This is a genomic window from Microbispora hainanensis (genome assembly GCF_036186745.1).
Classification (GTDB): Bacteria; Actinomycetota; Actinomycetes; order Streptosporangiales; family Streptosporangiaceae; genus Microbispora.
In genome coordinates, this window is record NZ_CP108086.1 from 6,427,148 (window position 1) to 6,448,704 (window position 21,557).

Annotated in this window: 25 protein-coding genes and 3 pseudogenes; 12 read left to right on the plus strand and 16 right to left on the minus strand. The window is 73.2% G+C overall.

Annotated elements, in window-relative coordinates; translation table 11 throughout:
• Positions 1 to 163: 163 nt before the first annotated feature.
• Together OHB01_RS29660 and OHB01_RS29665 are read right to left on the minus strand one after the other, a co-directional pair.
• A pseudogene (locus OHB01_RS29660) lies at positions 164 to 529 on the minus strand (VOC family protein); the annotation flags it as partial.
• A 78-nt stretch (positions 530 to 607) separates the two neighbouring features.
• Positions 608 to 1,525: an MOSC domain-containing protein gene (locus OHB01_RS29665; protein ID WP_315985219.1), complete on the minus strand. Its 918-nt coding sequence runs from the start codon at positions 1,523 to 1,525 to the stop codon at positions 608 to 610.
• A 333-nt stretch (positions 1,526 to 1,858) separates the two neighbouring features.
• Here OHB01_RS29665 and OHB01_RS29670 point away from each other — a divergent pair, with 333 nt between their 5' ends.
• Both OHB01_RS29670 and OHB01_RS29675 read left to right on the plus strand, forming a co-directional pair.
• Positions 1,859 to 2,407, plus strand: a complete 549-nt coding sequence (locus OHB01_RS29670) for an ATP-binding protein (protein WP_168066493.1) — start codon at positions 1,859 to 1,861, stop codon at positions 2,405 to 2,407.
• A 231-nt stretch (positions 2,408 to 2,638) separates the two neighbouring features.
• Positions 2,639 to 2,980, plus strand: a complete 342-nt coding sequence (locus tag OHB01_RS29675; protein WP_168066490.1) for an STAS domain-containing protein — start codon at positions 2,639 to 2,641, stop codon at positions 2,978 to 2,980.
• A gap of 25 nt (positions 2,981 to 3,005) precedes the next feature.
• On the opposite strand, the gene OHB01_RS29680 is transcribed toward OHB01_RS29675, so the two are convergent.
• Positions 3,006 to 3,872 carry an aldo/keto reductase family oxidoreductase gene (locus OHB01_RS29680; RefSeq protein WP_142651384.1) on the minus strand — a complete coding sequence of 289 codons (867 nt, stop codon included), beginning with the start codon at positions 3,870 to 3,872 and terminating at the stop codon, positions 3,006 to 3,008.
• Positions 3,873 to 3,999: 127 nt separating this feature from the next.
• Here OHB01_RS29680 and OHB01_RS29685 point away from each other — a divergent pair, with 127 nt between their 5' ends.
• On the plus strand, positions 4,000 to 4,446 hold the full coding sequence (locus OHB01_RS29685) for a winged helix-turn-helix transcriptional regulator (protein WP_142651383.1): 447 nt from the start codon (positions 4,000 to 4,002) through the stop codon (positions 4,444 to 4,446).
• A 64-nt stretch (positions 4,447 to 4,510) separates the two neighbouring features.
• Here OHB01_RS29685 and OHB01_RS29690 read toward each other — a convergent pair whose 3' ends face one another.
• Positions 4,511 to 4,996: an FBP domain-containing protein gene (locus OHB01_RS29690; protein ID WP_142651382.1), complete on the minus strand. Its 486-nt coding sequence runs from the start codon at positions 4,994 to 4,996 to the stop codon at positions 4,511 to 4,513.
• Positions 4,997 to 5,317: 321 nt separating this feature from the next.
• On the opposite strand from OHB01_RS29690, the gene OHB01_RS29695 reads away from it, so the two are divergent.
• The gene (locus OHB01_RS29695) at positions 5,318 to 5,452 is read left to right on the plus strand and encodes a hypothetical protein (protein WP_396691344.1); all 135 of its coding nucleotides are present in this window, start codon (positions 5,318 to 5,320) and stop codon (positions 5,450 to 5,452) included.
• A 37-nt stretch (positions 5,453 to 5,489) separates the two neighbouring features.
• Here the strand turns inward: OHB01_RS29695 and OHB01_RS29700 are convergent, their stop codons facing one another.
• The 3 genes from OHB01_RS29700 to OHB01_RS29710 are packed head-to-tail and all read right to left on the minus strand — an operon-like array spanning position 5,490 to position 7,726.
• Positions 5,490 to 6,731, minus strand: coding sequence for an RNA polymerase sigma factor (locus tag OHB01_RS29700; RefSeq protein ID WP_142651381.1), 1,242 nt, complete (start codon positions 6,729 to 6,731; stop codon positions 5,490 to 5,492).
• On the minus strand, positions 6,728 to 7,051 hold the full coding sequence (locus OHB01_RS29705) for a YciI family protein (RefSeq protein ID WP_142651380.1): 324 nt from the start codon (positions 7,049 to 7,051) through the stop codon (positions 6,728 to 6,730). The genes OHB01_RS29700 and OHB01_RS29705 overlap by 4 nt, the downstream gene beginning before the upstream one ends.
• Before the next feature lie 54 nt (positions 7,052 to 7,105).
• The gene (locus OHB01_RS29710; RefSeq protein WP_142651379.1) at positions 7,106 to 7,726 is read right to left on the minus strand and encodes a dihydrofolate reductase family protein; all 621 of its coding nucleotides are present in this window, start codon (positions 7,724 to 7,726) and stop codon (positions 7,106 to 7,108) included.
• Between the two features lie 377 nt (positions 7,727 to 8,103).
• Here OHB01_RS29710 and OHB01_RS29715 point away from each other — a divergent pair, with 377 nt between their 5' ends.
• From OHB01_RS29715 to OHB01_RS29730, 4 genes are all read left to right on the plus strand, one after another.
• The gene (locus OHB01_RS29715; RefSeq protein ID WP_142651378.1) at positions 8,104 to 8,694 is read left to right on the plus strand and encodes a DinB family protein; all 591 of its coding nucleotides are present in this window, start codon (positions 8,104 to 8,106) and stop codon (positions 8,692 to 8,694) included.
• A gap of 202 nt (positions 8,695 to 8,896) precedes the next feature.
• The gene (locus OHB01_RS29720; RefSeq protein WP_142651377.1) at positions 8,897 to 9,946 is read left to right on the plus strand and encodes a DUF418 domain-containing protein; all 1,050 of its coding nucleotides are present in this window, start codon (positions 8,897 to 8,899) and stop codon (positions 9,944 to 9,946) included.
• A 319-nt stretch (positions 9,947 to 10,265) separates the two neighbouring features.
• Positions 10,266 to 11,084: a putative protein N(5)-glutamine methyltransferase gene (locus OHB01_RS29725; RefSeq protein ID WP_328854282.1), complete on the plus strand. Its 819-nt coding sequence runs from the start codon at positions 10,266 to 10,268 to the stop codon at positions 11,082 to 11,084.
• Positions 11,085 to 11,162: 78 nt separating this feature from the next.
• Positions 11,163 to 12,047, plus strand: coding sequence for a fructosamine kinase family protein (locus OHB01_RS29730; protein WP_142651376.1), 885 nt, complete (start codon positions 11,163 to 11,165; stop codon positions 12,045 to 12,047).
• A 71-nt stretch (positions 12,048 to 12,118) separates the two neighbouring features.
• On the opposite strand, the gene OHB01_RS29735 is transcribed toward OHB01_RS29730, so the two are convergent.
• From OHB01_RS29735 to OHB01_RS29765, 7 genes and pseudogenes are all read right to left on the minus strand, one after another.
• The gene (locus OHB01_RS29735; RefSeq protein WP_328854283.1) at positions 12,119 to 12,823 is read right to left on the minus strand and encodes a MerR family transcriptional regulator; all 705 of its coding nucleotides are present in this window, start codon (positions 12,821 to 12,823) and stop codon (positions 12,119 to 12,121) included.
• Positions 12,824 to 12,899: 76 nt separating this feature from the next.
• Positions 12,900 to 14,135 carry an APC family permease gene (locus OHB01_RS29740; protein ID WP_142651374.1) on the minus strand — a complete coding sequence of 412 codons (1,236 nt, stop codon included), beginning with the start codon at positions 14,133 to 14,135 and terminating at the stop codon, positions 12,900 to 12,902.
• Positions 14,136 to 14,172: 37 nt separating this feature from the next.
• A complete protein-coding gene (locus tag OHB01_RS29745) occupies positions 14,173 to 15,537 on the minus strand; it encodes a pyridoxal 5'-phosphate synthase (protein ID WP_315985220.1) in 1,365 nt (454 codons plus the stop codon).
• Between the two features lie 147 nt (positions 15,538 to 15,684).
• Positions 15,685 to 16,392, minus strand: coding sequence for an ATP-binding cassette domain-containing protein (locus OHB01_RS29750; RefSeq protein WP_147944799.1), 708 nt, complete (start codon positions 16,390 to 16,392; stop codon positions 15,685 to 15,687).
• A gap of 163 nt (positions 16,393 to 16,555) precedes the next feature.
• Positions 16,556 to 16,663: pseudogene (locus OHB01_RS29755) on the minus strand (GntR family transcriptional regulator); the annotation flags it as partial.
• A 33-nt stretch (positions 16,664 to 16,696) separates the two neighbouring features.
• Positions 16,697 to 17,944 carry an RNA polymerase sigma factor gene (locus OHB01_RS29760; RefSeq protein WP_328854284.1) on the minus strand — a complete coding sequence of 416 codons (1,248 nt, stop codon included), beginning with the start codon at positions 17,942 to 17,944 and terminating at the stop codon, positions 16,697 to 16,699.
• Positions 17,941 to 18,351, minus strand: a complete 411-nt coding sequence (locus OHB01_RS29765; protein WP_205831041.1) for a YciI family protein — start codon at positions 18,349 to 18,351, stop codon at positions 17,941 to 17,943. The genes OHB01_RS29760 and OHB01_RS29765 overlap by 4 nt, the downstream gene beginning before the upstream one ends.
• Before the next feature lie 152 nt (positions 18,352 to 18,503).
• On the opposite strand from OHB01_RS29765, the gene OHB01_RS29770 reads away from it, so the two are divergent.
• Both OHB01_RS29770 and OHB01_RS29775 read left to right on the plus strand, forming a co-directional pair.
• Complete coding sequence (locus OHB01_RS29770; RefSeq protein WP_185949081.1) at positions 18,504 to 18,794, plus strand: hypothetical protein; 291 nt, start codon at positions 18,504 to 18,506, stop codon at positions 18,792 to 18,794.
• A 10-nt stretch (positions 18,795 to 18,804) separates the two neighbouring features.
• Positions 18,805 to 18,984, plus strand: a complete 180-nt coding sequence (locus tag OHB01_RS29775) for a DUF3099 domain-containing protein (protein ID WP_142651370.1) — start codon at positions 18,805 to 18,807, stop codon at positions 18,982 to 18,984.
• Between the two features lies 1 nt (position 18,985).
• Here the strand turns inward: OHB01_RS29775 and OHB01_RS29780 are convergent.
• A pseudogene (locus tag OHB01_RS29780) lies at positions 18,986 to 19,543 on the minus strand (alpha/beta hydrolase); the annotation flags it as partial.
• Between the two features lie 89 nt (positions 19,544 to 19,632).
• Here OHB01_RS29780 and OHB01_RS29785 point away from each other — a divergent pair.
• On the plus strand, positions 19,633 to 19,926 hold the full coding sequence (locus OHB01_RS29785; protein ID WP_260617503.1) for an AfsR/SARP family transcriptional regulator: 294 nt from the start codon (positions 19,633 to 19,635) through the stop codon (positions 19,924 to 19,926).
• Positions 19,927 to 20,146: 220 nt separating this feature from the next.
• Positions 20,147 to 20,485 (plus strand): hypothetical protein, encoded by a 339-nt coding sequence (locus tag OHB01_RS29790; RefSeq protein ID WP_328854285.1) that lies wholly within the window; start codon positions 20,147 to 20,149, stop codon positions 20,483 to 20,485.
• A gap of 55 nt (positions 20,486 to 20,540) precedes the next feature.
• On the opposite strand, the gene OHB01_RS29795 is transcribed toward OHB01_RS29790, so the two are convergent.
• Positions 20,541 to 21,365, minus strand: coding sequence for a pentapeptide repeat-containing protein (locus tag OHB01_RS29795; RefSeq protein ID WP_221890014.1), 825 nt, complete (start codon positions 21,363 to 21,365; stop codon positions 20,541 to 20,543).
• Positions 21,366 to 21,557: the final 192 nt, after the last annotated feature.

A 21,557-nucleotide genomic window follows, 5' to 3' on the forward strand; every position in this document is an offset into this window, starting at 1 on the left:
TCGGCTCCATTGGCAAGGGCATGGCAAGGGCATGAATTCCGCTTCGGCGCAACGAGATGGACATCTCACTTCTCGTCGTGCGGATCAGGCTGCCGGCTATTCATTCGGCCGATGGCCATGGCGAGCGAGAATTGTCAAACGCTCAATTGCCGCCGAGGGCGGCCGGGCGGAGGACGCAGAACTCGTTGCCCTCGGGGTCGGCCAGCACCGTCCACGGCACGTCGCCCTGCCCCACGTCGGCGGGCGTCGCCCCGAGATCCTGCAACCGCGCGACCAGCTCCGCCTGATGGGCCGCGGAGCTGGTGGCGAGATCCAGGTGCACGCGATATCTCACCGTCTCGGGGTCCGGTACGGCGACGACGTCGACGCACACGGCGGCAGGGTCCGGCCAGGTGAAGTTCAGGGGTTCGACGTTGGTCACCCCGGGCCCCTCACTGGAGACACCCCAGCCGAGCGCGTCCGCCCAGAACCGGCCGAGCGCCGCGTCGTCCCGGGCCTTGAAGTTCACCTGTACGAGTCGTAGCGGCATGCCGCCCACCCTAGGGCAGGCCGATATGCCGGAATGATCCGTACGTATTCGGCTCAACGGGTGACAGCGGAGGCCGGGTCAGGGCTGGGTGGCGAGGACGGTCACCGGGTCGCCGACCTTGATCTCGCCATAGTCGCGAGGGATGAAGCGGACACCGAACCAGGTCTTGCCGTCCCAGCGGCGATGACGGGCCAGCGTACGGATAGGTTCCTTGCCCTTCTCCAAGGTGGTGGGGTCGTAGGTGGGCACGGCGCAGCGGTCGCAGAGCTCGGACATGCGGAAGCGGAGGGCGCCGATGCGGATCTCGCGCCAGGTGTCCTCGACATAGGGCGGAAAGCCGTCCACGACGAGGCTGGGGCGGAAGCGGGCCATGTCGAGAGGGGCGGGCGCCTCCTCCTGACGTTCCAGGGCGCCCTCGGCGATCCAGTCGTCGAGCTGACGGAGGGAGGAACGGGAGGTCAGCAGGAAGGGGGCGTCCCCGGCGAAGCTGACGACGTCGCCCGGCAGGCCGCCGTGGGAGGCCGGTACGGCGCAGCGGCGGGGATCGTCGAGCCAGACGAGGCGCGCGGGCTTGCCCAGCAGGCGGGTGAACCAGTCATGGGCCTCCTGATGGGCGAGGACCACCGTGTCCACCTCCACGAAGTGGACGGGGACGCGTTCACCGGTGGCCGGAGGGACCTTCAGCTCCGGCATGCCGGGAGCCTCGAGAAGGAGGCCGCCCTCGGCGGTGGGGGTCGCCACGACGGAGAGCATCCGCGGGTTCTCCCCGACCCAGTGCAGGTTGCCCGATTCGTCCACCACGGCCCACCGGCGGTCCCCCGCCAGCCCCCACGGCTCCACGATCGCCGAATCAACAATCCACCCAGAAACCGACTTAACCGGATATCTACGGATCTCGGCCAGCTCCACACCGTCAGCGTACTTCCGAGGATCACTTCTCGATAGCCACGAAATTCGGCCGCTTCCCCTGCCGATGGGCCGAAGGCCACCCGGCACGACGGGGGTGCGGTTTTACCCCCGCTCTACCCCGACCGGGCGCCCGTTTTGCGAACATGTCGGGAAGACGTATCCGTATGGGTGTTTTCCCCCTGCCAACCCCACGACCTGCGCAGGCAGTCTGGGAGTCTCTTGAAGACCGCGTGACAGCGAGGGGGAATCCATCATGTGCCGGCACCACACGCCGTGCCTGCCGGCGGCCGTTCCCGACCGCGACGAGGCCCGCGTGATCGTGCCCGGCCTCCGGCAGGGATGGGACACGCCGAACGACGGCGGCGGGCCCTGGGCCAACGGACAGAGCATCCCCACCCACAAGGCAGCGGGGTGTGCAGCGTGAGCGTGATCTACTCTCCTCTCGGCAGCGGGCCGATGCCGGCGTCGTACGGCCGCGAACCGGGCGGCGGCCTGGGGCGCCGTCACTCTTCCATGCGTGACCGCTGGGAGACGCTGTGGCGCCGGGTCGGCGACCTGGCGATACAGCTCGTGGACGGCGCCGACCTCGAGGAGGCGTCGTGGCGGTTGCCCGCACGGCCGGCATCGTGCGGCCGGGCCCGCCGCCTGATCCGCAAGCAGCTGAGCGCCTGGGGCATGGAACATGTGTCCGACGAGGCGGAGCTCCTGGTGAGCGAGCTGGTCGCGAACGTGCTGCGTCACACGTGCTGCGACGATCTCACCCTGAGGATCTCGACGGTGAACGGGCTGTTGCGCTGCGAGGTCGAGGACTGCAACGAGGGGATCCCCAGGATGCGCTGGCCCGCCCCGGACGACGAGAGCGGCAGAGGACTGTACATATTGGACTCGCTTGCCTGCTGCTGGGGCACCGACCGCACCCGCAGCGGCAAGATCATGTGGTTCGAGCTGCCGTCCTATGCCGGCCGCTGACGGCCGGTGCGCTCCCGGCAGGAGGACAGGTGCGAGCCGCCGTGACGGCGGAGAGCGCGATGTGCCGGCCTCAGCCCTACCGCCGGGGCCTGAGCGGGCCGTCCGCACCTGTCCCGAAAGAGGAACGGCGCGACCGGCCGAGCAGGGCCGGGTGCGAGCACAGGACTGGATCCGGGCACAGGGCCACCCCCCGACTGGAGCGGTCATGTTGACATGATCGGGAAGGACGAGATGGGAAGGCTACATATCGACGTCGGTTACAAGCCGCCCCACGCGGTGTTCGCTCTCAACGGGGAGCTCGACATGGCCACCGCCCCATACCTGGACGACGTGTTCACGCGGGAATACGAGGCGGGCCACCGGAAGGTGATCCTCGACGTGGGGAGTCTCACCTTCTGCGACTCGTACGGCCTGCGGACGATGCTGCGCCTGCAGGACCGGTGCGCCGCGGACGGCGGCCGCCTGGTGCTGGCCCAGTCGCGCGGGATGCTGGCGCGGGTGCTGAACCTGACCGGTCTCGAACGCGCGCTCGTCCAGTTCGACACCGTGGAGCGGGCCACGGCCGAGTGCTGATCCCCGCTCCCGAGCGGCTGCGCCGCTAACGGCCGATCTTGTCCAGCTCGGCGACGTCCTCGTCGGAGAGCGAGAGCCCGGCGCCCGCGACGTTCTCGCGCAGGTGCGTCACCGACGAGGTGCCGGCGATCAGCAGGATGTTCGGCGACCGCTGGAGCAGCCAGGCCAGGGCGACCGACATCGGCGTCGCGCCCAGTCCGCCGGCCACCGCCGACAGCGCCGAGGACTGCAGGGGGCTGAAGCCGCCGAGCGGGAAGAAGGGCACGTAGGCGATGCCCTCGCCGGCGAGCTCGTCGATCAGCTCGTCGTCGTGCCGGTGGGCGAGGTTGTACATGTTCTGCACGCAGACGATCGGCGCGATCGTCCGCGCCTCGGCGACCTGCTCGGCCGTCGCGTTGCTGACTCCGAGGTGGCGGATCAGGCCCTGCCTCTGGAGCTCGGCGAGCGTCTCGAAGGGCTCGGCGAGCGAGCCGGGCCGGGGTCCCCGGGCGTCGCCGAGCCGGAGGTTGACCAGGTCGAGCACATCGAGGCCGAGGGTTTCGAGGTTCTCGTGTACGGCGCGGCGCAGGTCGTCGGGCCGCCGGGCCGGGGGCCAGCCGCCGTGCTCGTCGCGGGTCGCGCCGACCTTGGTCGCGATGTGCAGCGATTCCGGATAGGGGTGCAGCGCCTCGCGGATCAGCTGGTTGGTGACGCGCGGTCCGTAGGCGGCGGCGGTGTCGATGTGGGTGATCCCGAGCTCGACGGCCTCGCGGAGGACGGCGAGGGCGCCGTCGCGGTCGGCGGGCGGGCCCATGACCCCGGGGCCGGCGAGCTGCATGGCGCCGTAGCCGAACCGGGTGACGGTCAGGTCGCCCAGGGTCCAGGTGCCGCCGGGGATCGGGAGCGTGCTCATGCCTCTGTCCTTCGTATCGTGCTAGGTGGTGCCTGTCGGTTCGCTGCATCAGTATTAGGGTGCAACTTACCGAGAGGAAGTAGGCACTTCAGAGTGCGTAAGGCACCCCGGATCGAAGGAGCGGCCGATGGCGACGATGACGGCGGCACAGAAGAGGGCCCAGGCCAAGGCGGAATACGACGCCTTCCTCGCGGCGTGCCCCAGCCGCAGACTGCTCGACCGGATCTCCGACAAGTGGGTCGCGCTGATCCTGGCCGCGCTGGGCAGCGGCGGCGGCTCGCCTCAGCCGGACGCCGGCTGCGCCGGCGAGCCCCGGTCGATGCGCTACTCGGAGCTGGCGCGCCGGCTGGCCGGCGTCAGCCAGAAGATGCTCACCCAGACGCTGCGTTCCCTGGAGCGTGACGGCCTGGTCACCCGCACCGCGACGCCGACCGTGCCCGTCACGGTCTGCTACGAGCTGACCGACCTCGGTCTCTCCCTGTACGAGATGGTGCGCGGCCTGAAGACCTGGGCCGAGACGCACATGGACGACGTGCTCGCCAGCCGCGCGGCGTACGACGCCCGCACCCACTGACGCCCGGCGACGGCCGTCGCGCCGCGCACGCGGGACGCGGCGGCCACCCGGGCGCCTTCTGCGATCACCCGCTCACCTTCCGCAGGAACTCGCTCACGTTGACCGCGGTCCTGCCGATCTTCTCTTCGAGCGTGAGCGATTCCGGCATCCGCCCGCCGGGCCCGACGTCCTTCTTGCCCCGCAGATAGAGGGAGCAGGCCAGGTCGGTGCAGATGTAGGCGCCCACCGAGTTGCCGCCGCCCCCGGCGCGGCGCGCGGTCATCAGCGACACGCCGTCACCGGTGTGCGTGGTCAGGCAGAGCGAGCACATGCTGCGCCGTACATGTCCGGCGTTCGGGGCGGCCCGGCGCAGCGCCACCCCCACCAGCCGGTCGCCCTGCTCGGCGACCAGGTACGCGCGACCTGGTGAGGAGGGGTCCTGCCAGCCCAGGAAGTCCAGGTCGTCCCAGGGCCGCGCGTCCAGATCCCTGGGGACGGCAAGGCGCTTGACCTCGCCCTTTGTGCAGTTGACGAACGATGCGCGGATCTCGCGCTCGGCGATCGGCCTCATAGGCAAAAACCTATCGGCAGCCGAATTTCGGGGCAAACCATTAAGTTTTTTCCTAGGAACCCTAGGAAGCCCACGCCAGGCGAATCGTTCGACCCACTAACGAATGTGTTATCGTTCGAAAGTGAAACGTTCAAAACACTAACGTTTGCTGGGCGAACGAACCCCCCTGGAGTCGAAAACCATGATCAAGCCGTTCCGCATCGCCATCCCCCAGGCCGACCTCGACGACCTGACCGACCGGCTCGCCCGCACCCGCCGGCCGAGCGGCGGTACGACATCCGGCACTGGTCGGAGTTCGAGCGCGGCGGCCACTTCGCCGCGATGGAGGTGCCCGAGCTGCTCGCCGGGGACGTGCGGGACTTCTTCCTCACCCTGCTCGACAAGACCCTGCTCGACAAGCGCCTGCTCGACAAGCGCCTGCTCGACAAGCCCGAGAGCCGGGTCCCGGACGCGTGATCGTCACGGGACCCCGGGCACGATGGGTCGGGATGCGTCACGGGAGCCGGTCGCGGCGGCGGGTCAGCGACGCGATCTCGGCGCTGTTCCCCGCCAGGCCGATGGCCGTGTCGTAGGCCGCGCGCGCCTCACGACCACGGCCCAGCCGGCGCAGCAGATCGGCACGGGTGGCGTGGTATGCGTGATAACCGGCCAACCGGGCCTCAAGCCGGTCGACGGCCGCCAGCGCCACCTCCGGGCCGTCGAGCTCGGCGACCGCGACGGCCCGGTTGAGCGCGACGACCGGCGAGGGATCGATGCGGACGAGCTGGTCATAGAGGGCGAGGACCTGCGACCAGTCGGTGTCGCGCATGTCACGGGCGGAGGTGTGCACGGCGTTGATCGCCGCGAGGATCTGGTAGCGGCCCGGGGCCACCCCGGCGGCGGCAGCGGCGAGGCGCTCGCGCACCAGCCGGTGCCCCTCGGCGATCAGCGCCGTATCCCAGGCCCCGCGGTCCTGCTCGTCGAGGGCGACCAGGTCACCGCCGGCCGAGACCCGGGCGGGACGGCGGGCCTCGGTCAGGAGCATCAGCGCCAGCAGCCCGGCCACCTCACCGTCATCGGGCAGCAGCACCCGGATCAGGCGGGTGAGCCGGATCGCCTCGGCGGTCAGCTCCTGCCGTACGGGATCGGCGCCGGGGCCGGTGGACAGGTAGCCCTCGTTGAACACGAGATAGAGGACGGCGAGGACGCCGGAGACGCGCGCCGGGAGGTCCTCCGCCGACGGCATTCGATAGGGGATGCGCGCCGCCTTGATCTTGGCCTTCGCCCGGGTGATCCGCTGCCCCATGGCGCTCTCGGCCACCAGGAACGCACGGGCGATCTCGGGCATGGTCAGCCCGGCGACCATGCGCAGCGTCAGCGCCACGCGGGCCTCCATGGCCAGTGCGGGGTGACAGCAGGTGAAGATCAGCCGGAGCCGGTCGTCGTCGATGACGCCGACCGGCTCGGGCGGGTCGTCGTCGTGGACCATCCGCGCCTCCCTGTGCTTGTCGTCGCGTTTGCTCTCGCGGCGGATCCGGTCGATGGCCTTGCGGGCGGCGGTGGTGGTCAGCCAGGCGCCGGGGTTGGGCGGCACGCCGTCGGCCGGCCACCGCTCGACGGCGGTCGCGAACGCCTCGGCGGCCGCCTCCTCGGCGATGTCGAGGTCGCTGAAGCGCCTGGTCAGGGCGGCGACCACCCGTGCCCATTCCGTACGGTGGGCCTGGGTGATCGCCTCGCGTACGTCGATCCTGTTCACAGGAACGGCCGCACCTCGACTTTCCGGTTGCAGGCTTTCGACCCCTCGGCCGCCAGCCTGAGCGCCACGTCGAGGTCGGCGGCCTCGACGATCCAGAAACCGGCGAGGAACTCCTTCGACTCCAGGAAGGGCCCGTCGGTGACCATCGCCGCCCCGTCCCGGTTGTCGACCACGGTGGCCGTGCCGGGCGAGGCGAGGCCGCCGGCGAAAACCCAGTGGCCCTCGGTCTGGAGCCGGTCGTTGAACACGTCGATCGCGGCGTCCTCCTCCGGGGTGGCGAGGCCGGGGCGGTCGTGGATCACGGAGAACAGGTACCGCATCTGAAGATCATCTCCTGTGGCATCGGGGCTGGGAGGGCGTACGGGTCGGGGACGTCACGGTGTCGCGTACTGCGGGCGCCCCGCCGGGCGGTAGACCTGGATCGTCACACCCTTGGCGTCGGCGCGCGACTCGATCAGGTCGAGCGCGAGGTCCGGGCCGGCGTCCGGGAACAGCCGCACGCCCTGGCCGACGATGACGGGAACGACGATCAGCGTCATCTCGTCGACCAGGTCGTGCTCCAGCAGCCACCGGGTCAGGATGCCGCTGCCGTGCACCTGCAGTTCACCTCCCGGCCTGGCCTTCAGGCCGGCGACGGCGGTCGCGAGGTCGCCGGGCAGGACGGTGGTGCCCGGCCACGCCGGTTCGGTGAGCGTGGCCGACGCGACGTACTTCGGCCGGGTGTTCAACGCCCGCACGACGGGCTCCCAGCCGGGGGCGTCCTCGACCGTCATGGTCCCCCACGACCCGGCGAACAACTCGTAGGTCCGCCGCCCGAACAGGAACGCGTCGGCGCGCTGGTAGGTCTCCTTGATGTACGCGTGGGTCTCCTCGTCGCCCTTGCCCAGGGCCCATCCGCCGCGCTCGAATCCGTTCCTGAGGTCCTCGTCCGACGCGCCGCCGTTCCCCTGCATCACTCCGTCGAGGGTCACCTGGGTCATGGTCGTCAGCTTCATGGTCGCGTTTCCTTCTCTGGGCGCCGCTGGGCGCCGCCCTTGTGGGCGGCCTCACCCCTGCTACGAACGCCTCCGCCTCGATCCGACACCGCCTCGCGGACTTTCTCGCGAAAACGCCGGATGCAGGGGACGGGCGCAGGGGGTGACGGTTCGAGTGCGAAGCGTTACCATTCGATGACCGAGCGTTGAAGTAAGCCCCGCCAAGGAGCGTCGCGAAGAGGGCTCCGGCCCGGCTGGAAGAGCATCTTCATCGTCTGGTGACCCCGGCTCCGCCCCGTCCCGCCCCCGGCACCGTCCAGGGGCGGGACGTTTCGCGTGACGCCAGGACCCCGGAAACTCCGGTGCGGGCCGTCGGCGCCGGCTGGCAGACTGCGCGGATGACCACATGGGATCCGAAGAACGACCTGCACCGCTATCTGCAAACCGCCCGCGACGCTCTGCTGTGGAAGCTCGACGGGCTCTCCGAATATGAGATCCGCCGCCCGCTGACGCCCACCGGAACCAATCTCCTTGGGCTCGTCAAACACCTCGCGGGGGTGGAGGCGGGCTACTTCGGCGAGGTCTTCGGGCGGCCGTTCGGCGAACCGATGCCGTGGATGGAGGACGACTCCGAGGACAACGCGGACATGTGGGCCACAGAGGACGAGTCGCGTGACGACATCATCGGCCTGTACCGCCGGGTGTGGCAGCACGCGGACGCCACGATCGCCGCGCTGGCGATCGACGCGACCGGCCGTGTGCCGTGGTGGCCGGACGAGCGGAGCGAGGCGACGCTGCACCAGGTCCTGGTGCACGTGATCGCCGAGCTCAACCGGCACGTCGGCCACGCCGACATCGTCAGGGAGCTCATCGACGGAGCCGCCGGGCTGCGGGACGGCGGTCTCAACCTGCCCTCCGGCGATCAGAAGTGGTGGGAGGACTACCGGAACCGGCTGGAGGAGACGGCACGGCGAGCCGCCCAGGCCTGATCGCTTCCGGGCCGCTCAAACGCGCCGTTCAACGCACACGCGGTTCGAACAATGCCCTTCGGATCGCGCCGGTCGGGCCTCGTTGTTCGAGCGGCGATGTCGGGGCCGTCGGAGAAACCGGCCGGAAGTACGGTCGCGGGCGGCCGGAACCATGCTTCCGGCCGATAACGGCGAAGGGCCGCCGTCCGCAGGATGAGGGCTCATGCACCGTGAGAACACCTCCTCCCCCGCCGTACGCCTCCGGCCCGGCGAGGGCGGCCACGCCACCACCTCGGCGGGCCGCCCGCGGATCGCCGCGCTCGACGTCGTGCGCGGGTTCGCCCTGTGCGGCATCCTGCTCGCCAACGTCCAGCCGATCGCCGCGACCGGCGCGTTCACCGCGACGTCCGATCCCGGGGGCGCTGAGGCCGCCTGGCTGGGCCTGCTCGTCGAGCAGCGCTTCTTCCCGATCTTCTCCCTGCTCTTCGGCGTCGGGTTCTCGCTGCTGCTGGACTCCGCGGCCGCCCGCACCGCCCGCCCGCGCGTGGTCCTGCTGCGCCGGCTCCTGGTGCTGCTCGCGCTCGGCGTGGCGCACTTCGTGCTGCTGTGGCACGGCGACATCCTGAGCACCTACGCCGCCATCGGCCTGCTGGTGCTGCTGCCCTCGACCTGGCTGCCCCGCCTGGCCGTCGCCGCCCTGGCCCCCGTGTTCGTCGCCGTGTCGCTGCTCATCGGAGGCGACCGGCTCGTCCTGATCGCGGGGCTGTTCCTGCTGGGCTCGGCACTGGTCCGCTATGGCATGATCGACCGGCTGGAGCGGTCGGCGCGGGTGCCGGCCGTGCTCGCCTTGGTCCTGGCCGCCGCCGCGGCGCCCGTGCTGTGGCTCCAGACCCGGTCCGACTCGGTGAGCCGCGCCTTCAGCATCTCGCTGGCCGGGGCCGGGCTGCTGATCGCCGGGGTGTACGTCTGCGTCCTGCTGGTCGCGCTCAGGACCCCGCTGCGGCCGGTTCTGCAAACGGTGTTCGCGCCGCTCGGGCGGATGGCGCTGACGAACTACCTGTCCGCGACGGTCCTGGTGCTGGTGGCGAGCCTCGCTTTCGAGGGTCCGCCGCACACCTGGCCGGGCTCGACCGTGCTCCTGATCGCCGGCGTCATCCTCGCCGTCCAGTGGGTGTGGTCCACCCTGTGGCTGCGCCGCTATCGGCAGGGCCCGCTGGAGTGGCTGTGGCGCTGGGCCACCTGGGCCCGCCGCCCGCCCCTGCGCCGCGGGTAGGCGGCGCGTCACGGGGAGACCGGCCCCCGCCTTTCCCGGCCCCGCCTTTCCAGCCCCTGCCTTCGGGGCCCGGCACTTCGGGGCCCGGCCCTTCCAGCCCCCGTCTTTCCCGGCCGTGCCTTCCTGCCCCTGCCGTCCGAGCCCGGGGTGTGAGGGTGCGCGTACGGGCTGGTGTAGGGTGCCGGTCACGGCGGCGACGACGCGAGGAGGTGAGCCCCATTTCCGCTGAACAGGTCGGGTGCTCCCTTCTCCCCATGCGTTCGGTCGCGTAGAGGCAGGCGACCGCGGGAGCGCCCTCGGCACATCGAAAGGCTCTCCCTTGTCCCTGTCCTTCTCCCCCGCTCTTCCCCCGATCGTGGCCCGGCTGCGGGCCGCCGGATGCGTGTTCGCCGAGGACGAGGCCCGTCTGCTGGTCTCCGCCGCGCGTACGCCCGCCGAGCTCGATGACATGGTGGACCAGCGCGCCCGCGGCCTGCCTCTGGAGCACGTCGTCGGGTGGGCCGAGTTCTGCGGTCTTCGGGTGGCCGTCGATCGGGGGGTCTTCGTGCCCCGGCCGCGCAGCGAGTTCCTGGTGCGCCAGGCCGCCGCACTGGCCCGGCCTGGCGCGGTCGTCGTCGACCTGTGCTGTGGCTCGGGCGCGCTCGGCGCGGCGCTGGCCGCCGCCGTCGGGCCGGTCGAGCTGCATGCCGTGGACGTCGATCCCGCCGCCGTACGCTGCGCCCGCCGCAACCTCGCCGCGCTGACCGGAGGTGGAGTGTACGAGGGCGACCTGTACGCGGCCCTGCCCGCCGCCCTGCGGGGCCGGGTGGACGTGCTGCTCGCCAGCCCGCCGTACGTGCCCACCGGCGCGATCGGGCTGCTGCCGCCGGAGGCGCGCGTGCACGAGCCGCAGGTCGCGCTCGACGGCGGCGCGGACGGGCTCGACATCGTGCGGCGGGTCGTCGAAGGGGCGGACGGCTGGCTCGCGCCGGGTGGCCACCTGCTGGTGGAGACCAGCGAGGCCCAGGCCCGCAAGACCGCGGACGCCGTCGCCCGCGCGGGGCTCGCCGCCCGCCTGACGTACGACGAGGAACTGGACGCGACCACCGTGATCGGCACCAGGCCCGGCCCCATCAGCCCCACCGGCCCCGCCGGCTGAGTGGCCACGGCGGCGGAAACCGGTTGATCGGCTCCGGGGCCCTCGTCCGGGCCCCAGGGGAGGAGAAGGAGCTCATCCGTGACCGACACGACGTCCCTGCTGCTGGAACGCCTGCACGCGGCCGGGCTGACCGACGTCGCCGCCGTCGAGCCCGCCACCGGTGGCCTCGCCGCGACGGCGGGGCTCGCGCGCCGCGGCGACGGCACGCCGGTGTTCGTGAAGGCGTTCGGCGAGCCGCCGTCGGACGACGTCTTCGCCGCGGAGGCCGAAGGGCTCACCGTGCTGCGCGAGGCGGGTGGCGTCGCCACGCCCGAGGTCGTCCTCGCGGGCCGCGACCTGCTCGTGCTGTCCGTGCTGCGGCCCCGGCCGGGCACCAGGGCCTTCTGGGAGCGGTTCGCGCACACGCTCGCCCGCCTGCACACAACCACACGGCACCCGCGGTTCGGGTGGCACCGGGACAACTGGCTGGGCCGTCGCCGCCAGGTCAACACCTGGGACGACGACGGGTTCGAGTTCTTCGCCCGGCACCGCCTGCTGCGCTGGCTCGGCGAGCCGCGCGTACGGCAGGCGCTCGACGGCGCGGACCGGGCGGCGCTGGAGCGGCTGTGCGCCCGGCTGCCCGAGCTGCTGCCGGTCAGGCCCGCTTGCCTGACGCACGGCGACCTGTGGGCCCAGAACGTCATGGCCACTCCCGACGGGCGGCCCGCGCTGATCGACCCGGCCGTGTCGTACACGTGGGCCGAGGTCGACCTGGCCCACATCTGGACGACGGCGCCACCGCCCGAGGCACAGGTGTTCTTCGAGCTGTACGCCGAGCTGACCGGGCTCGACCGCGACTGGCGCGACCGCATGCCGATCATCCAGTTGCGCCAGCACCTGGCGGTGATCGCCCAGTTCGACCCCGACTGGGGCGCCGCCGACCTGGTGCGGGCCACGCTCGCCCCGTTCCGGCGCCGGCTCTGAGCCGTCTGCCAGAGCCTGTGACGCGGAGTCTAGGTGTTAGGAGGCCGTAAGGATCAGCGAATCAGGCGTGCTCAGCCGGTGACGTAGTCGTGCAGGCGGGCCGACCCTTCGAGCATGGCGACGGCCGTGGCGGCCAGGGCCGCTTCACGCTCGGCGAGGGCGGCGCGCAGCGCCTCGGTGCTGCCGGTGCGGCGCAGGCCGTCGAGCACGTCCCCGATCCGCGCCAGCGGATAACGCCCCTGCCGCAGCATGTGGATCATGCGGGCGTCGCGGACCTCGGCCGGGCCGTACCACCGATAGCCGGTGCCGGGCTCGCGCTGCGGCGTCAGCAGCCCGGCGGACTCCCACACCCGCAGCGCCGAGGTGCGTACGCCGAGGAGGGCGGCCACCTCACCGATGCGCAGAGCGGACTGCGGCGCGGCCGGGCCGCCGGGATCCTGCCCGGCCACCGCTTCGAGCGCCTCCCCCGTCGCCCGCAGGGCGAGCCGCTGCTGGTGCAGCGCGGCGTGGCAGGCGTCCACGAGGGCGAGCGCGCCCGTCAGGTCGCCGTCGTGCACCGCCAGCATGATCGAACGGGCGGCCTCCCAGCCGTACCCCTTGGCCAGCGCCCGGTAGGCGAGCAGGGCGTCGCGGTGCCGCGTGTCGAACCTGCGGTAGCCGGCGGCCGTCCGCTCGGCGGGCGGGAGGATTCCCGCGTCGGCGTAGTTGCGGATCTGCTGGGTGGAGACCCCCGCCTCCCGGGCCAGGTCGACGGGGCGCAGCGCCCTGTGACTCACCTGTGGACTCACCGGGCTTGAGGCTTCGGGTCGCATCCGCTCATCGTAATCGGCTGCGAGTCTCAAGCCGTTCGCGTCAGGTGAGGGCCCGGCGCAGGGCGTAGACGGCGACGCCTGCCGCCAGCACGGCGGCCCCGGAGACCACCGACGACAGCGGCAGGGCGAAGGCCAGGACCAGGCACCCGGCCAGGCCGATGACGGGCACCGCCCGCGGCGGCCGTCCCTCATCCGGGCCGAGGGTCCAGGCACTGGCGTTGGCGATGGCGTAGTAGACCAGCACGCCGAAGGAGGAGAACCCGATCGCGCCGCGCAGGTCCGCGGTCGCGGCCAGGATCGCCACGACCGCGCCGACGGCCAGCTCGGCGCGGTGCGGCACCCCGAATCGCGGATGCACGGCGGCGAGGGCGTGCGGCAGGTGCCGGTCGCGGGCCATGGCCAGCGTGGTGCGCGACACCCCGAGGATCAGCGCGAGCAGCGAGCCGGTCGCGGCGACCGCGGCGCCCGCCTGTACGACCGGGGCCAGGCCGGGAAGCCCGGCCTCCCGCACGACGGCGGCCAGGGGCGCGACCGCCTCGCCCAGCCGGGCGCCGCCCAGCACGCTGAGCGCGGCCACCGCGACCGCCGCGTAGACGACCAGGGTGAGCCCGAGCGCGAGCGGGATCGCGCGGGGGATGATCCGCGCCGGGTCGCGCACCTCCTCGCCGAGGGTGGCGATGCGGGCATACCCGGCGAAGGCGAAGAACAGCAGGCCCGCCGCCTGCAGCACCCCGCCGGTGGTGGCGTCGGCGCCGACGTCCAGCCGCCCCGGGTCCGCGGCGGCGGAGGTGAGACCTGCGACCACCACGGCGGCCAGCACCGCGAGGACGACCCCGACGATGACGCGGGTGAGCCAGGCGCTCTTGTGGATCCCCGCGTAGTTCACCGCGGTCAGCGCCACCACGGCCGCCACCGCCACCGCGTGGGCCTGCTCCGGCCACACGTAGGAGCCGACGGTCAGCGCCATCGCCGCGCACGAGGCGATCTTGCCGACGACGAACGCCCACCCCGCCAGGTAGCCCCAGAAGTCCCCCAGCCGCTCCCGCCCGTACACGTACGTGCCGCCGGAGGCGGGATAACGCGCGGCCAGCCGGGCCGAGGAGGTCGCGTTGCAGTAGGCGACCACCGCGGCGGCGGCCAGCCCGAGCAGCAGCCCGGACCCGGCCGCCCGCGCCGCCGGAGCCAGGGCGGCGAAGACCCCCGCGCCGATCATCGACCCCAGCCCGATCATCACGGCGTCGGCCAGGCCCAGGCGGCGCTTCAGCGGTCCCTCCATGCTCACCACAGGTCCCGGTGGAGGCGGGCGTCGCGTCTCAGGGCCACAGGCGGTGCCGGGCCCAGGCGTCGTCCTGCCGGGTGTAGCGCAGGCGGGTGTGCCGGCGGTCGCGGTCGGCCTGCCAGAACTCGACCTCGTCCGCGCGCACGCCGTACACGGTCCATCCCGGCGCGACCACCCCGGGATCGGCCTCGATCGCGGCGTGCGCCGCGCGGAGGGCCGCGTCGAGGTCGGCGGGGTCGTCGAGCACCTGCGACTGACGGCCGGTCAGCGCGTCGGCCCGCGCACCGGGCGAACGCGCGAGGAAGTCGGCCGCGCCGCGCTCGGCGTCCGCAGGCCCGGCCGCGCCCCGCACCCGGATCTGCCGGCCCTGCTCGGGCCAGTGGAAGCACAACGCGGCGTACGGCGTGGCGGCCAGCTCCCGGCCCTTGCGGCTGCCCGCGCCGGTCGCGAAATACCAGGTGCCGTCCGGCGCGAGGTCCTTGCAGATCAACACGCGGGAGGACGGCCGTCCCTCGGCGTCGGCGGTGGCCAGCGACATCGCGTGCGGTTCACGCACCCCGGCCTCGACGGCCGAGGTCAGCCACTCCACGAACAGGGCGACCGGGTCGGACGGCGCGGCGTCGACGTCGAACTCCGGCAGTTCGGTGTCGAAGACCGCAAGCCCCCGCAGCAGATCACGAATCGAACCCACCACAAGACTCTCCGTCATGATCACTCCTCCACTCCGCGTCCGCTGACGAGCGTCCGCTGACGAGGCGGCGCCTCGGCGACGTTCCATTGGATCATCCCCGGCCCGGTCGCTCGTCAGCCGGGTCGCCGACCTCCCTGCCCGACGGCTCCACCCAGGCGGCGCGCACCAGCCGGGCGTCGTGATCGTCCAGCACCACGGTGCCGGACAGCTCGATGCGCGCGGGCTCGGCGTAGTAGTCGTCAGCTGGAACAGGGTGAACATCGTCACCGTCACCCCGGCCACGACCAGCGCCATCGCGGGCAGCGTACGCCGGAACAGGGCGCCTGCCGCGGTGCCCAGCGCGAACGCGTACAGCCACCACGCCGCCGGATCCACCCCGACCATGTTGAACACGCCGATGTTGCCGAACGTCGAGTCGGCCCCCGATCTGAACACCGGCCGCCACAGGCTGACCATGAGCGACAGCAGCAGCCCGCCCGCCACGACCGCCGCCCCCAGGATCGGCAGCTTGACCGCCAGCCACCGCCCTACGGGCACCGCCTGGGTCCAGGCCAGGCGGTGGGTGCCGCGCTCGTACTCCCGGCCGAGCAGCGGTGCGCCCCAGAACGCCCCGATCAGCGCGGGGGCCACCAGCGGCATCCAGCCGAACACCGAGTAGACCGCGTCGTAGCGGCGCTCCAGTGCCGCCGCCAGGTCTCCGCAGGCCACGGCGGGCCCGGGGCAGCCGGGCGGGGCGTGCTCGGATATGTACCCGGATCGCCTCCACGGCCGACCCCAGCAGCAGCATCCCCAGCAGCGCCAGGAGGGCCGCCGTCACGAGGATCTGCGCCCGGTGCTGACGCCAGGTCACCCAGATCACGCGCCCACCCCCGTCAGCTTGGGCAGTGCCGCCGACTCGGGGCTGCGCAGGTAGCCCATGACGAGCTCCTCCAGCCCCGGCCTGCGCGCCTGGTGGCGGGGATCGAGCGGGGGTGTGCCCCTGACCAGCATGCTGACCTGCCTGCCGGTGCGGCTCGCGCTCACCACCTGCGCTCCCGGGATCGGCGCGTCGTCCGGCCCGGTGACCACGAGATGCCCGTCGAGCAGCTCCTCGATGTCGCCGCTGACCTGCAGCCGGCCCGCGTTGAGCACGATCAGCCAGTCGCACGTCTCCTCCAGGTCGGAGACGACGTGGGAGGACAGCAGTACGGTCAGCCCCCGCTCGGCCACCTCCGCCATGATCGAACGCATCACGTCGTGGCGGGCCAGGGGGTCGAGGTTCGCCAGCGGCTCGTCCAGCACGACCAGGTCGGGCAGGCCCGCCAGTGCAAGGGTCACCGCCACCTGCGCCCGCTGGCCGCCCGACAGCCTGCCCACCTTCCGCCGCAGCGGGATGCCCGGCCCCGCGAGCCGCGCGGCGGCGGCCTCTCCGTCCCAGCGCCGGTTCATGCGGCGGCCGAAGGCGAGCATGTCGGCGACGGTGAAGCCGTCGTACAGCGGCTTGTCCTGTGCCACGAACGCCACCTCGCCGGCGACGCGGACGCCGCCCAGCGCGGGCCGCAGCAGGCCGACGGCCGCGTGCATGAGGGTGGTCCAGCCCGGCCGCGCGGGCCTCGCGCACCCACGCCTCCAGGCCGCGTCGCAGCCGGGTGTGGTCGGCGAGGGTCGGGCCCGCGATGCCCTGCCGGACGAACGTCCCCATCCCCGGCCGTCCCTCGACAAGACCTTCGCGCTCCAGCTCCCGGTAGGCCTTGAGCACCGTGTTGGGGTTGATGGCCAGGCTCTCGACCACCTCGCGAGCGGTCGGCAGCTGGTCGCCGGGCCGCAGCACACCCAGCCGCAGCGCCTGTTTCACCTGGTGGACGAGTCGCTCGTCAGGTGGCGCTCGTCAGGTGGCGTCACCCAGGCGGGCGGCGCGGGCGTACAGGTAGCGGCGGCGCGGCAGCGTGGCCGCCCGCCGGGCCGCCGCCAGGTAGGCCTCGCGGGCCGTCGCCCGCTGCCCGGCCATCTCCAGCAGGTGCGCGCGCACCGCGGGCAGGCGGTGGTCGCGGGCGAGCCGTTCGTCGTCCTCCAGCCCGTCGAGCAGGTCGAGCCCCGCGCGCGGGCCCCGGCTCATCGCCACCGCCACCGCGTGGTTCAGCAGCGTCACCGGGTTGTCCGACATCCCCGCCAGCACCTCGTACAGCGCCGCGATCTGCGGCCAGTCGGTCGCCTCCGCGCTCGGCGCCTCGTCGTGCAGGGCGGCGATCGCCGCCTGCACCTGGTAGGGCCCGGGCGCACCCCGCGACAGCGCCGCCTCGACCAGCTTCGCGCCCTCGGCGATGCCGGCGGCGTCCCACAGGGCGCGGTCCTGCTCGGCCATCGGGATCGGCGTGCCGTCGGGGGCGGTACGCGCGGCGCGGCGGGCGTCGGTGAGCAGCATCAGCGCGAGCAGCCCGGCCGTCTCGCCGTCGTCCGGCAGCAGCCGGTGGACCAGGCGGGCCAGCCGGATCGCCTCGGCCGTCAGGTCCTCCCGGCCGAGCCCGGTCTCCCCGGCGTACCCCTCGGTGAAGATCAGGTAGAGCACGTGGAGCACGGCGCGCAGCCGCGCGTCGCGGTCGGGCTCGGCGGGCATGCCGAACGGCAGGCCGCTGTCCCTGATGCGCTGCTTCGCCCGGGTGATGCGCCGCGTCATCGTCGCCTCCGGCACCAGGAACGCCCGGGCGATCTGCGCGGTGGTCAGGCCGCCGACCGCGCGGAGGGTCAGGGCGATCTGCGACGCGGGCGACAGCGCGGGATGGCAGCACAGGAACAGCAGGATCAGCGTGTCGTCGGCCCCGGCCGCCGACGGAGCGTCCGCGGCGGGAGCGAGCCGCCACTCCGGAAGCGCCCGCCTGCCCGCGGTGTCCTCCCGCTCGCGCCGGGCCTGCTCGGCGCGCAGCAGGTCGGTGAGCCTGCGGGCGGCGACGGTGACGAGCCAGCCCATCGGGTTGTCCGGCAGGCCGTCCTGCGGCCAGCGGACGGCGGCGGCCAGCAGCGCCTCCTGCACGGCGTCCTCGGCGGCGTCGAAGTGACCGTAGCGGCGCACGACCGCGCCGAGGACCCGCGGCGCCAGGCGGCGCAGCAGGTCCTCGGTCTCGCCGTCAGGCGTCGTCACAGCTCCGGCTCGGCCTGCCACTCGTCGATCGGGCGGATGTCCACATACCAGTCGCGGGCCACCGCGCTCTCGGGATGGGGAGTGTTCGCCAGGCGCGCGGCGATCTGCGTGGCCCGGTCGAAGCTGTCGCACTCGACGATCGTGTAGCCGGCCAGGACCTCCTCGGTCTCGGCGTACGGGCCGTCGGTGACGACGGGGACGCCCTCACGCAGCCGGATCCTGCGGGCGTGGACGGGGGCGGTCAGGCCCTGGGCATCGACGAACTCCCCCGACTTCACCAGCTCCTCGTTCCACTCGCCCATGAACGCGTGCATGGCCGCGGCCTCCTCGGCCGACCAGGCGGGCCCGTCGCCCGGCCGTCCCGCCAGGGCGTCGTAGTCCTGCTGCGAGCCGTACAGCATGATCATGTATTTCACCGTTCGCTCCTCTCCGGCGGGCGTCCTGCGCACCGCTTCGTCAGGGACGTCGAAGCCGGCCCCCGGATCCGGACACACCCCCGGGAAGAAAGATGTCCGGCCGCTGTGCCGGAGCGTCCGCGGGCCCTGTCAAGGCAGGGAGCATGGGGAAAGTTTCACACGCGGGTGCCCGGGATGTGCCCCGGATCAGCGCGTACGTCCCCGCTGATTCGTGCGCGGAGGTCACCGTGCCGCTCGACCACCGCCGTCCCCACGGCCGGACGATCACGATCACCATCTCGCGGCTGCCCGCGACCGACCCCGCCCGGCGGCGCGGCGTGCTGCTCACCACCGGAGGCGGTCCCGGGGGGCCGGGCGTGCCGCATCACCGGCACGCTCCCGCCCGCCGACGTCGCCTGCTGACCCCACCGGCCCCGGCCGCTCTCGGGAAATAGGCTGAACACCGTGCAGCGCCGCAAGCGGACGTACCTGATCATGATGGCCACGTGTCTCACGCTGTTCGTCCTGGCCGGAACGGTCGTGCGGGAGATCTCGCCCGTGGCCGCCCTGGTGATGTCCGCGGTGGCGCTGGTGATCCCGCCGTTCGCCGTCATCATCGCCAACCGCAACAACCGGCGCGAGTGAATCAGCGGGTGAGCAGGGCGCGCAGGGCCCCGGCGACGCCCGCCGGGTCCTCCTCCGCCATGAAGTGCCCGCTCGCGACCGTCGTGTGCACCAGGTCGGGGGCCCAGGCGCCCCACGGCGCCCCGGCGTCGTAGCCGAGGGCGGTCCCCCAGTCCTGCTGGAGCACGGTCACCGGCATCCGCAGCCGGTTGCCCGCCTCCCGGTCCGCCCGGTCGTGCTCCACGTCGATCCCCGCCGACGCGCGGTAGTCCGCCACTATCGAGGGCACCGCCGTACGGCAGGCGTCCAGATAGGCGGCGCGTACGCCATCGGGGATCGCCGCACGGTCGAGGGTCCAGACGTCGAGGAAGTGGCCGAAGAAGGCGTCGGCGCTCGCGCCGATCATCCGCTCGGGCAGGCCGGGCGGCTGGGCCATCAGGTAGAGGTGGAAGCCGACGGCGGCGCCCGCGCCGTGCATCACCTCCCACATGTCCAGCGTCGGCAGCACGTCGAGGCAGGCCAGGTGGCTGATCGCGGCCGGGTGGTCGAGCCCGGCGCGGAAGGCGACGAGCGCGCCGCGCGCTGGAGCCCGACCGGCCGCCCCGCACCCCCGCGCGGCTGCTGGTCACCGAGGGACCGGGGTACGCGCTGCGGGCCACCCCGGACGGGGTGGACGCCTGGCGCTTCGAACAGGCGGTGGCCGCCGCCGCGGACCTGCCCCCCGACGACGCGCTCGCCCGGCTGGAGGAGGCGCTGGGGTGGTGGCGCGGCCCCGCCTACGCGGAGTTCGCCGACCAGGACTGGGCCCGTGCCGAACGCTCCCGCCTGGGCGAACTGCGGCTGCACGCGGTCGAACGGCATGCGCAGGCCCGGCTGGACCTGGGGCGGGCGGCCTGCGGGCGGCGCGCGAGCACCGCGTGGCCGCCGTCGAGGCGGCCGAGGAACTCGGCGACGCGGAGCTGACCGCACGGGTGATCGGCGCCTTCGACGTCCCGGCCATCTGGACCCGGTCCGACGACCCCGCGCAGGTCCAGGCGCAGCGCCCGATACCACGCGGTGAACACGCCCGCCAGGGGCCGCTCGTGCGCCGGCATGCCGGGCGTGGAGCACGGCCTGCTGCCGCTCGCGCTGCTGTGCCTGCGCCTGCGGCACGGGCAGCCCCCGCCCGGCGCCGATCCCGCCGGTGAGCACGTCGACTGGGGGGCCGTACGCGCCGTGGGCCAGGCCCCTGGTGCTGCTGGCGCGCGACCGCCGCGCCGAGGCGGCGGCGGCGCTGCGTGCCGTGCCCGAGCCTCCGCACGACCTGCTGACGGAGGCCCTGTGGTGCCTCGCCGCACGGGCGGCACTCGCGCTGGGCGACCGCACGACGATGGAACGCGCCCACGCCGCGCTGCTGCCCGCGGCGGGCGAACTGGCCGGGGCGGGCAGCGGCATGCTGACACTCGGCCCGGTGGCCGCGCACCTGGACGACCTGCGCGCCCCGCTACGCCGCCCGGCAGGAGCCGCGCCGAGCCGGTCGTGAGCCTGCGTTCCTCTGCGATACCGCCCGGTCGCCGGCGCGTGCGGCGGGCCGGTGGCTACCCGCGCCGGCGGCGGGGGCGCGGACGGCGGGTGGAGGCCCGTTCCGGCGCGGCGGACGGGCCGGCCTGCGTGGCCGGCCAGTGCGCCGGGCGGGTGAGGGCCGGGGGCAGCTTCGTGGCGGCGTCTCCCCTGGCCGCGTTCACCTGGACCTGGGTGAGGAAGACGCTCCCGGTGAGGTCGGCGCCGCCGAGGTCGGCCCCGCGCAGGTCCGCGCCGATGAGGTCCGCGCCCCTCAGGTCCGCTCCGCGCAGATCGGCCCCGATGAGGTAGGCGCCCCTCAGGTTGGCGCCGCGCAGGTCGGCTCCCCGCAGCCGGGCGCCGATGAGGTCGGCTCCCCTGCGGTCGGCGGCGGCACGGCCCCCGGCCGACGCCCGCACCAGGTCGCTCGTCCGCAGCAGCAGCGCGTTGACCTTGTCGCGGTGGGCGGCGACGTCCACGCCCAGCAGGTCGGCGGGGGTGCCCGTGGTCAGGCGTTCGGTCTCCTCGAACGCGGCGCGCAGCTCGGCGTGGATCGGGCGGGTCACCGGCAGGGACATCGCCTCGTCCAGATACCACAGCAGCTCGTGCAGGTGCCGTACGACCGGGAAGACCTCGAACATCTGCGCCGCGATCCCCGGATCGTCGCGCCAGCTACGGCCGAAGGTGACCTGCGAGACCTTCTGCCCCGCCCCGAAGCAGTCGTAGACGGTGCAGCCGGGAAAGCCGCTGTCGCGCAGCCGCGCGTGGATGCCGCAGCGGAAGTCGTCGCTCAGGTTGGGGCACGGCCGCCCGGCGTCCTTGCTGATCGCGAAGTCGGCCGAGGCGGCGAAGGGCAGCGCCACGCAGCACAGCCCGAAGCAGTTCGCGCAGTCGGCCCGCAGGCCGGCCCGTCCCCCGCCGGGGCCGGCCGATGCCGTGGCGCGGGCGTCCCCGTGGTCGTGCGTGTCGGGCACCGTGCCTGATCTCCTCGTGTTCCGTGGGCGCGCGGCCGCTCGCCGTCCCGCTAGAACGTATCCCACCGAACGCACGCGGTG

Coding starts and splice junctions, on each gene's coding strand:
- OHB01_RS29750 (WP_147944799.1), bottom strand. CDS start 16,392: ATGCACGCGGCCGTCGGCCTGCTGCGGCCCGCGCTGGGCGGCGTCCGC.
- OHB01_RS29740 (WP_142651374.1), bottom strand. CDS start 14,135: ATGGAGGGACCGCTGAAGCGCCGCCTGGGCCTGGCCGACGCCGTGATG.
- OHB01_RS29770 (WP_185949081.1), top strand. CDS start 18,504: ATGGGGAAAGTTTCACACGCGGGTGCCCGGGATGTGCCCCGGATCAGC.
- OHB01_RS29675 (WP_168066490.1), top strand. CDS start 2,639: ATGGGAAGGCTACATATCGACGTCGGTTACAAGCCGCCCCACGCGGTG.
- OHB01_RS29715 (WP_142651378.1), top strand. CDS start 8,104: ATGACCACATGGGATCCGAAGAACGACCTGCACCGCTATCTGCAAACC.
- OHB01_RS29720 (WP_142651377.1), top strand. CDS start 8,897: ATGCACCGTGAGAACACCTCCTCCCCCGCCGTACGCCTCCGGCCCGGC.
- OHB01_RS29680 (WP_142651384.1), bottom strand. CDS start 3,872: ATGAGCACGCTCCCGATCCCCGGCGGCACCTGGACCCTGGGCGACCTG.
- OHB01_RS29710 (WP_142651379.1), bottom strand. CDS start 7,726: ATGAAGCTGACGACCATGACCCAGGTGACCCTCGACGGAGTGATGCAG.
- OHB01_RS29690 (WP_142651382.1), bottom strand. CDS start 4,996: ATGAGGCCGATCGCCGAGCGCGAGATCCGCGCATCGTTCGTCAACTGC.
- OHB01_RS29695 (WP_396691344.1), top strand. CDS start 5,318: ATGGAGGTGCCCGAGCTGCTCGCCGGGGACGTGCGGGACTTCTTCCTC.
- OHB01_RS29685 (WP_142651383.1), top strand. CDS start 4,000: ATGGCGACGATGACGGCGGCACAGAAGAGGGCCCAGGCCAAGGCGGAA.
- OHB01_RS29705 (WP_142651380.1), bottom strand. CDS start 7,051: ATGCGGTACCTGTTCTCCGTGATCCACGACCGCCCCGGCCTCGCCACC.
- OHB01_RS29765 (WP_205831041.1), bottom strand. CDS start 18,351: ATGATCATGCTGTACGGCTCGCAGCAGGACTACGACGCCCTGGCGGGA.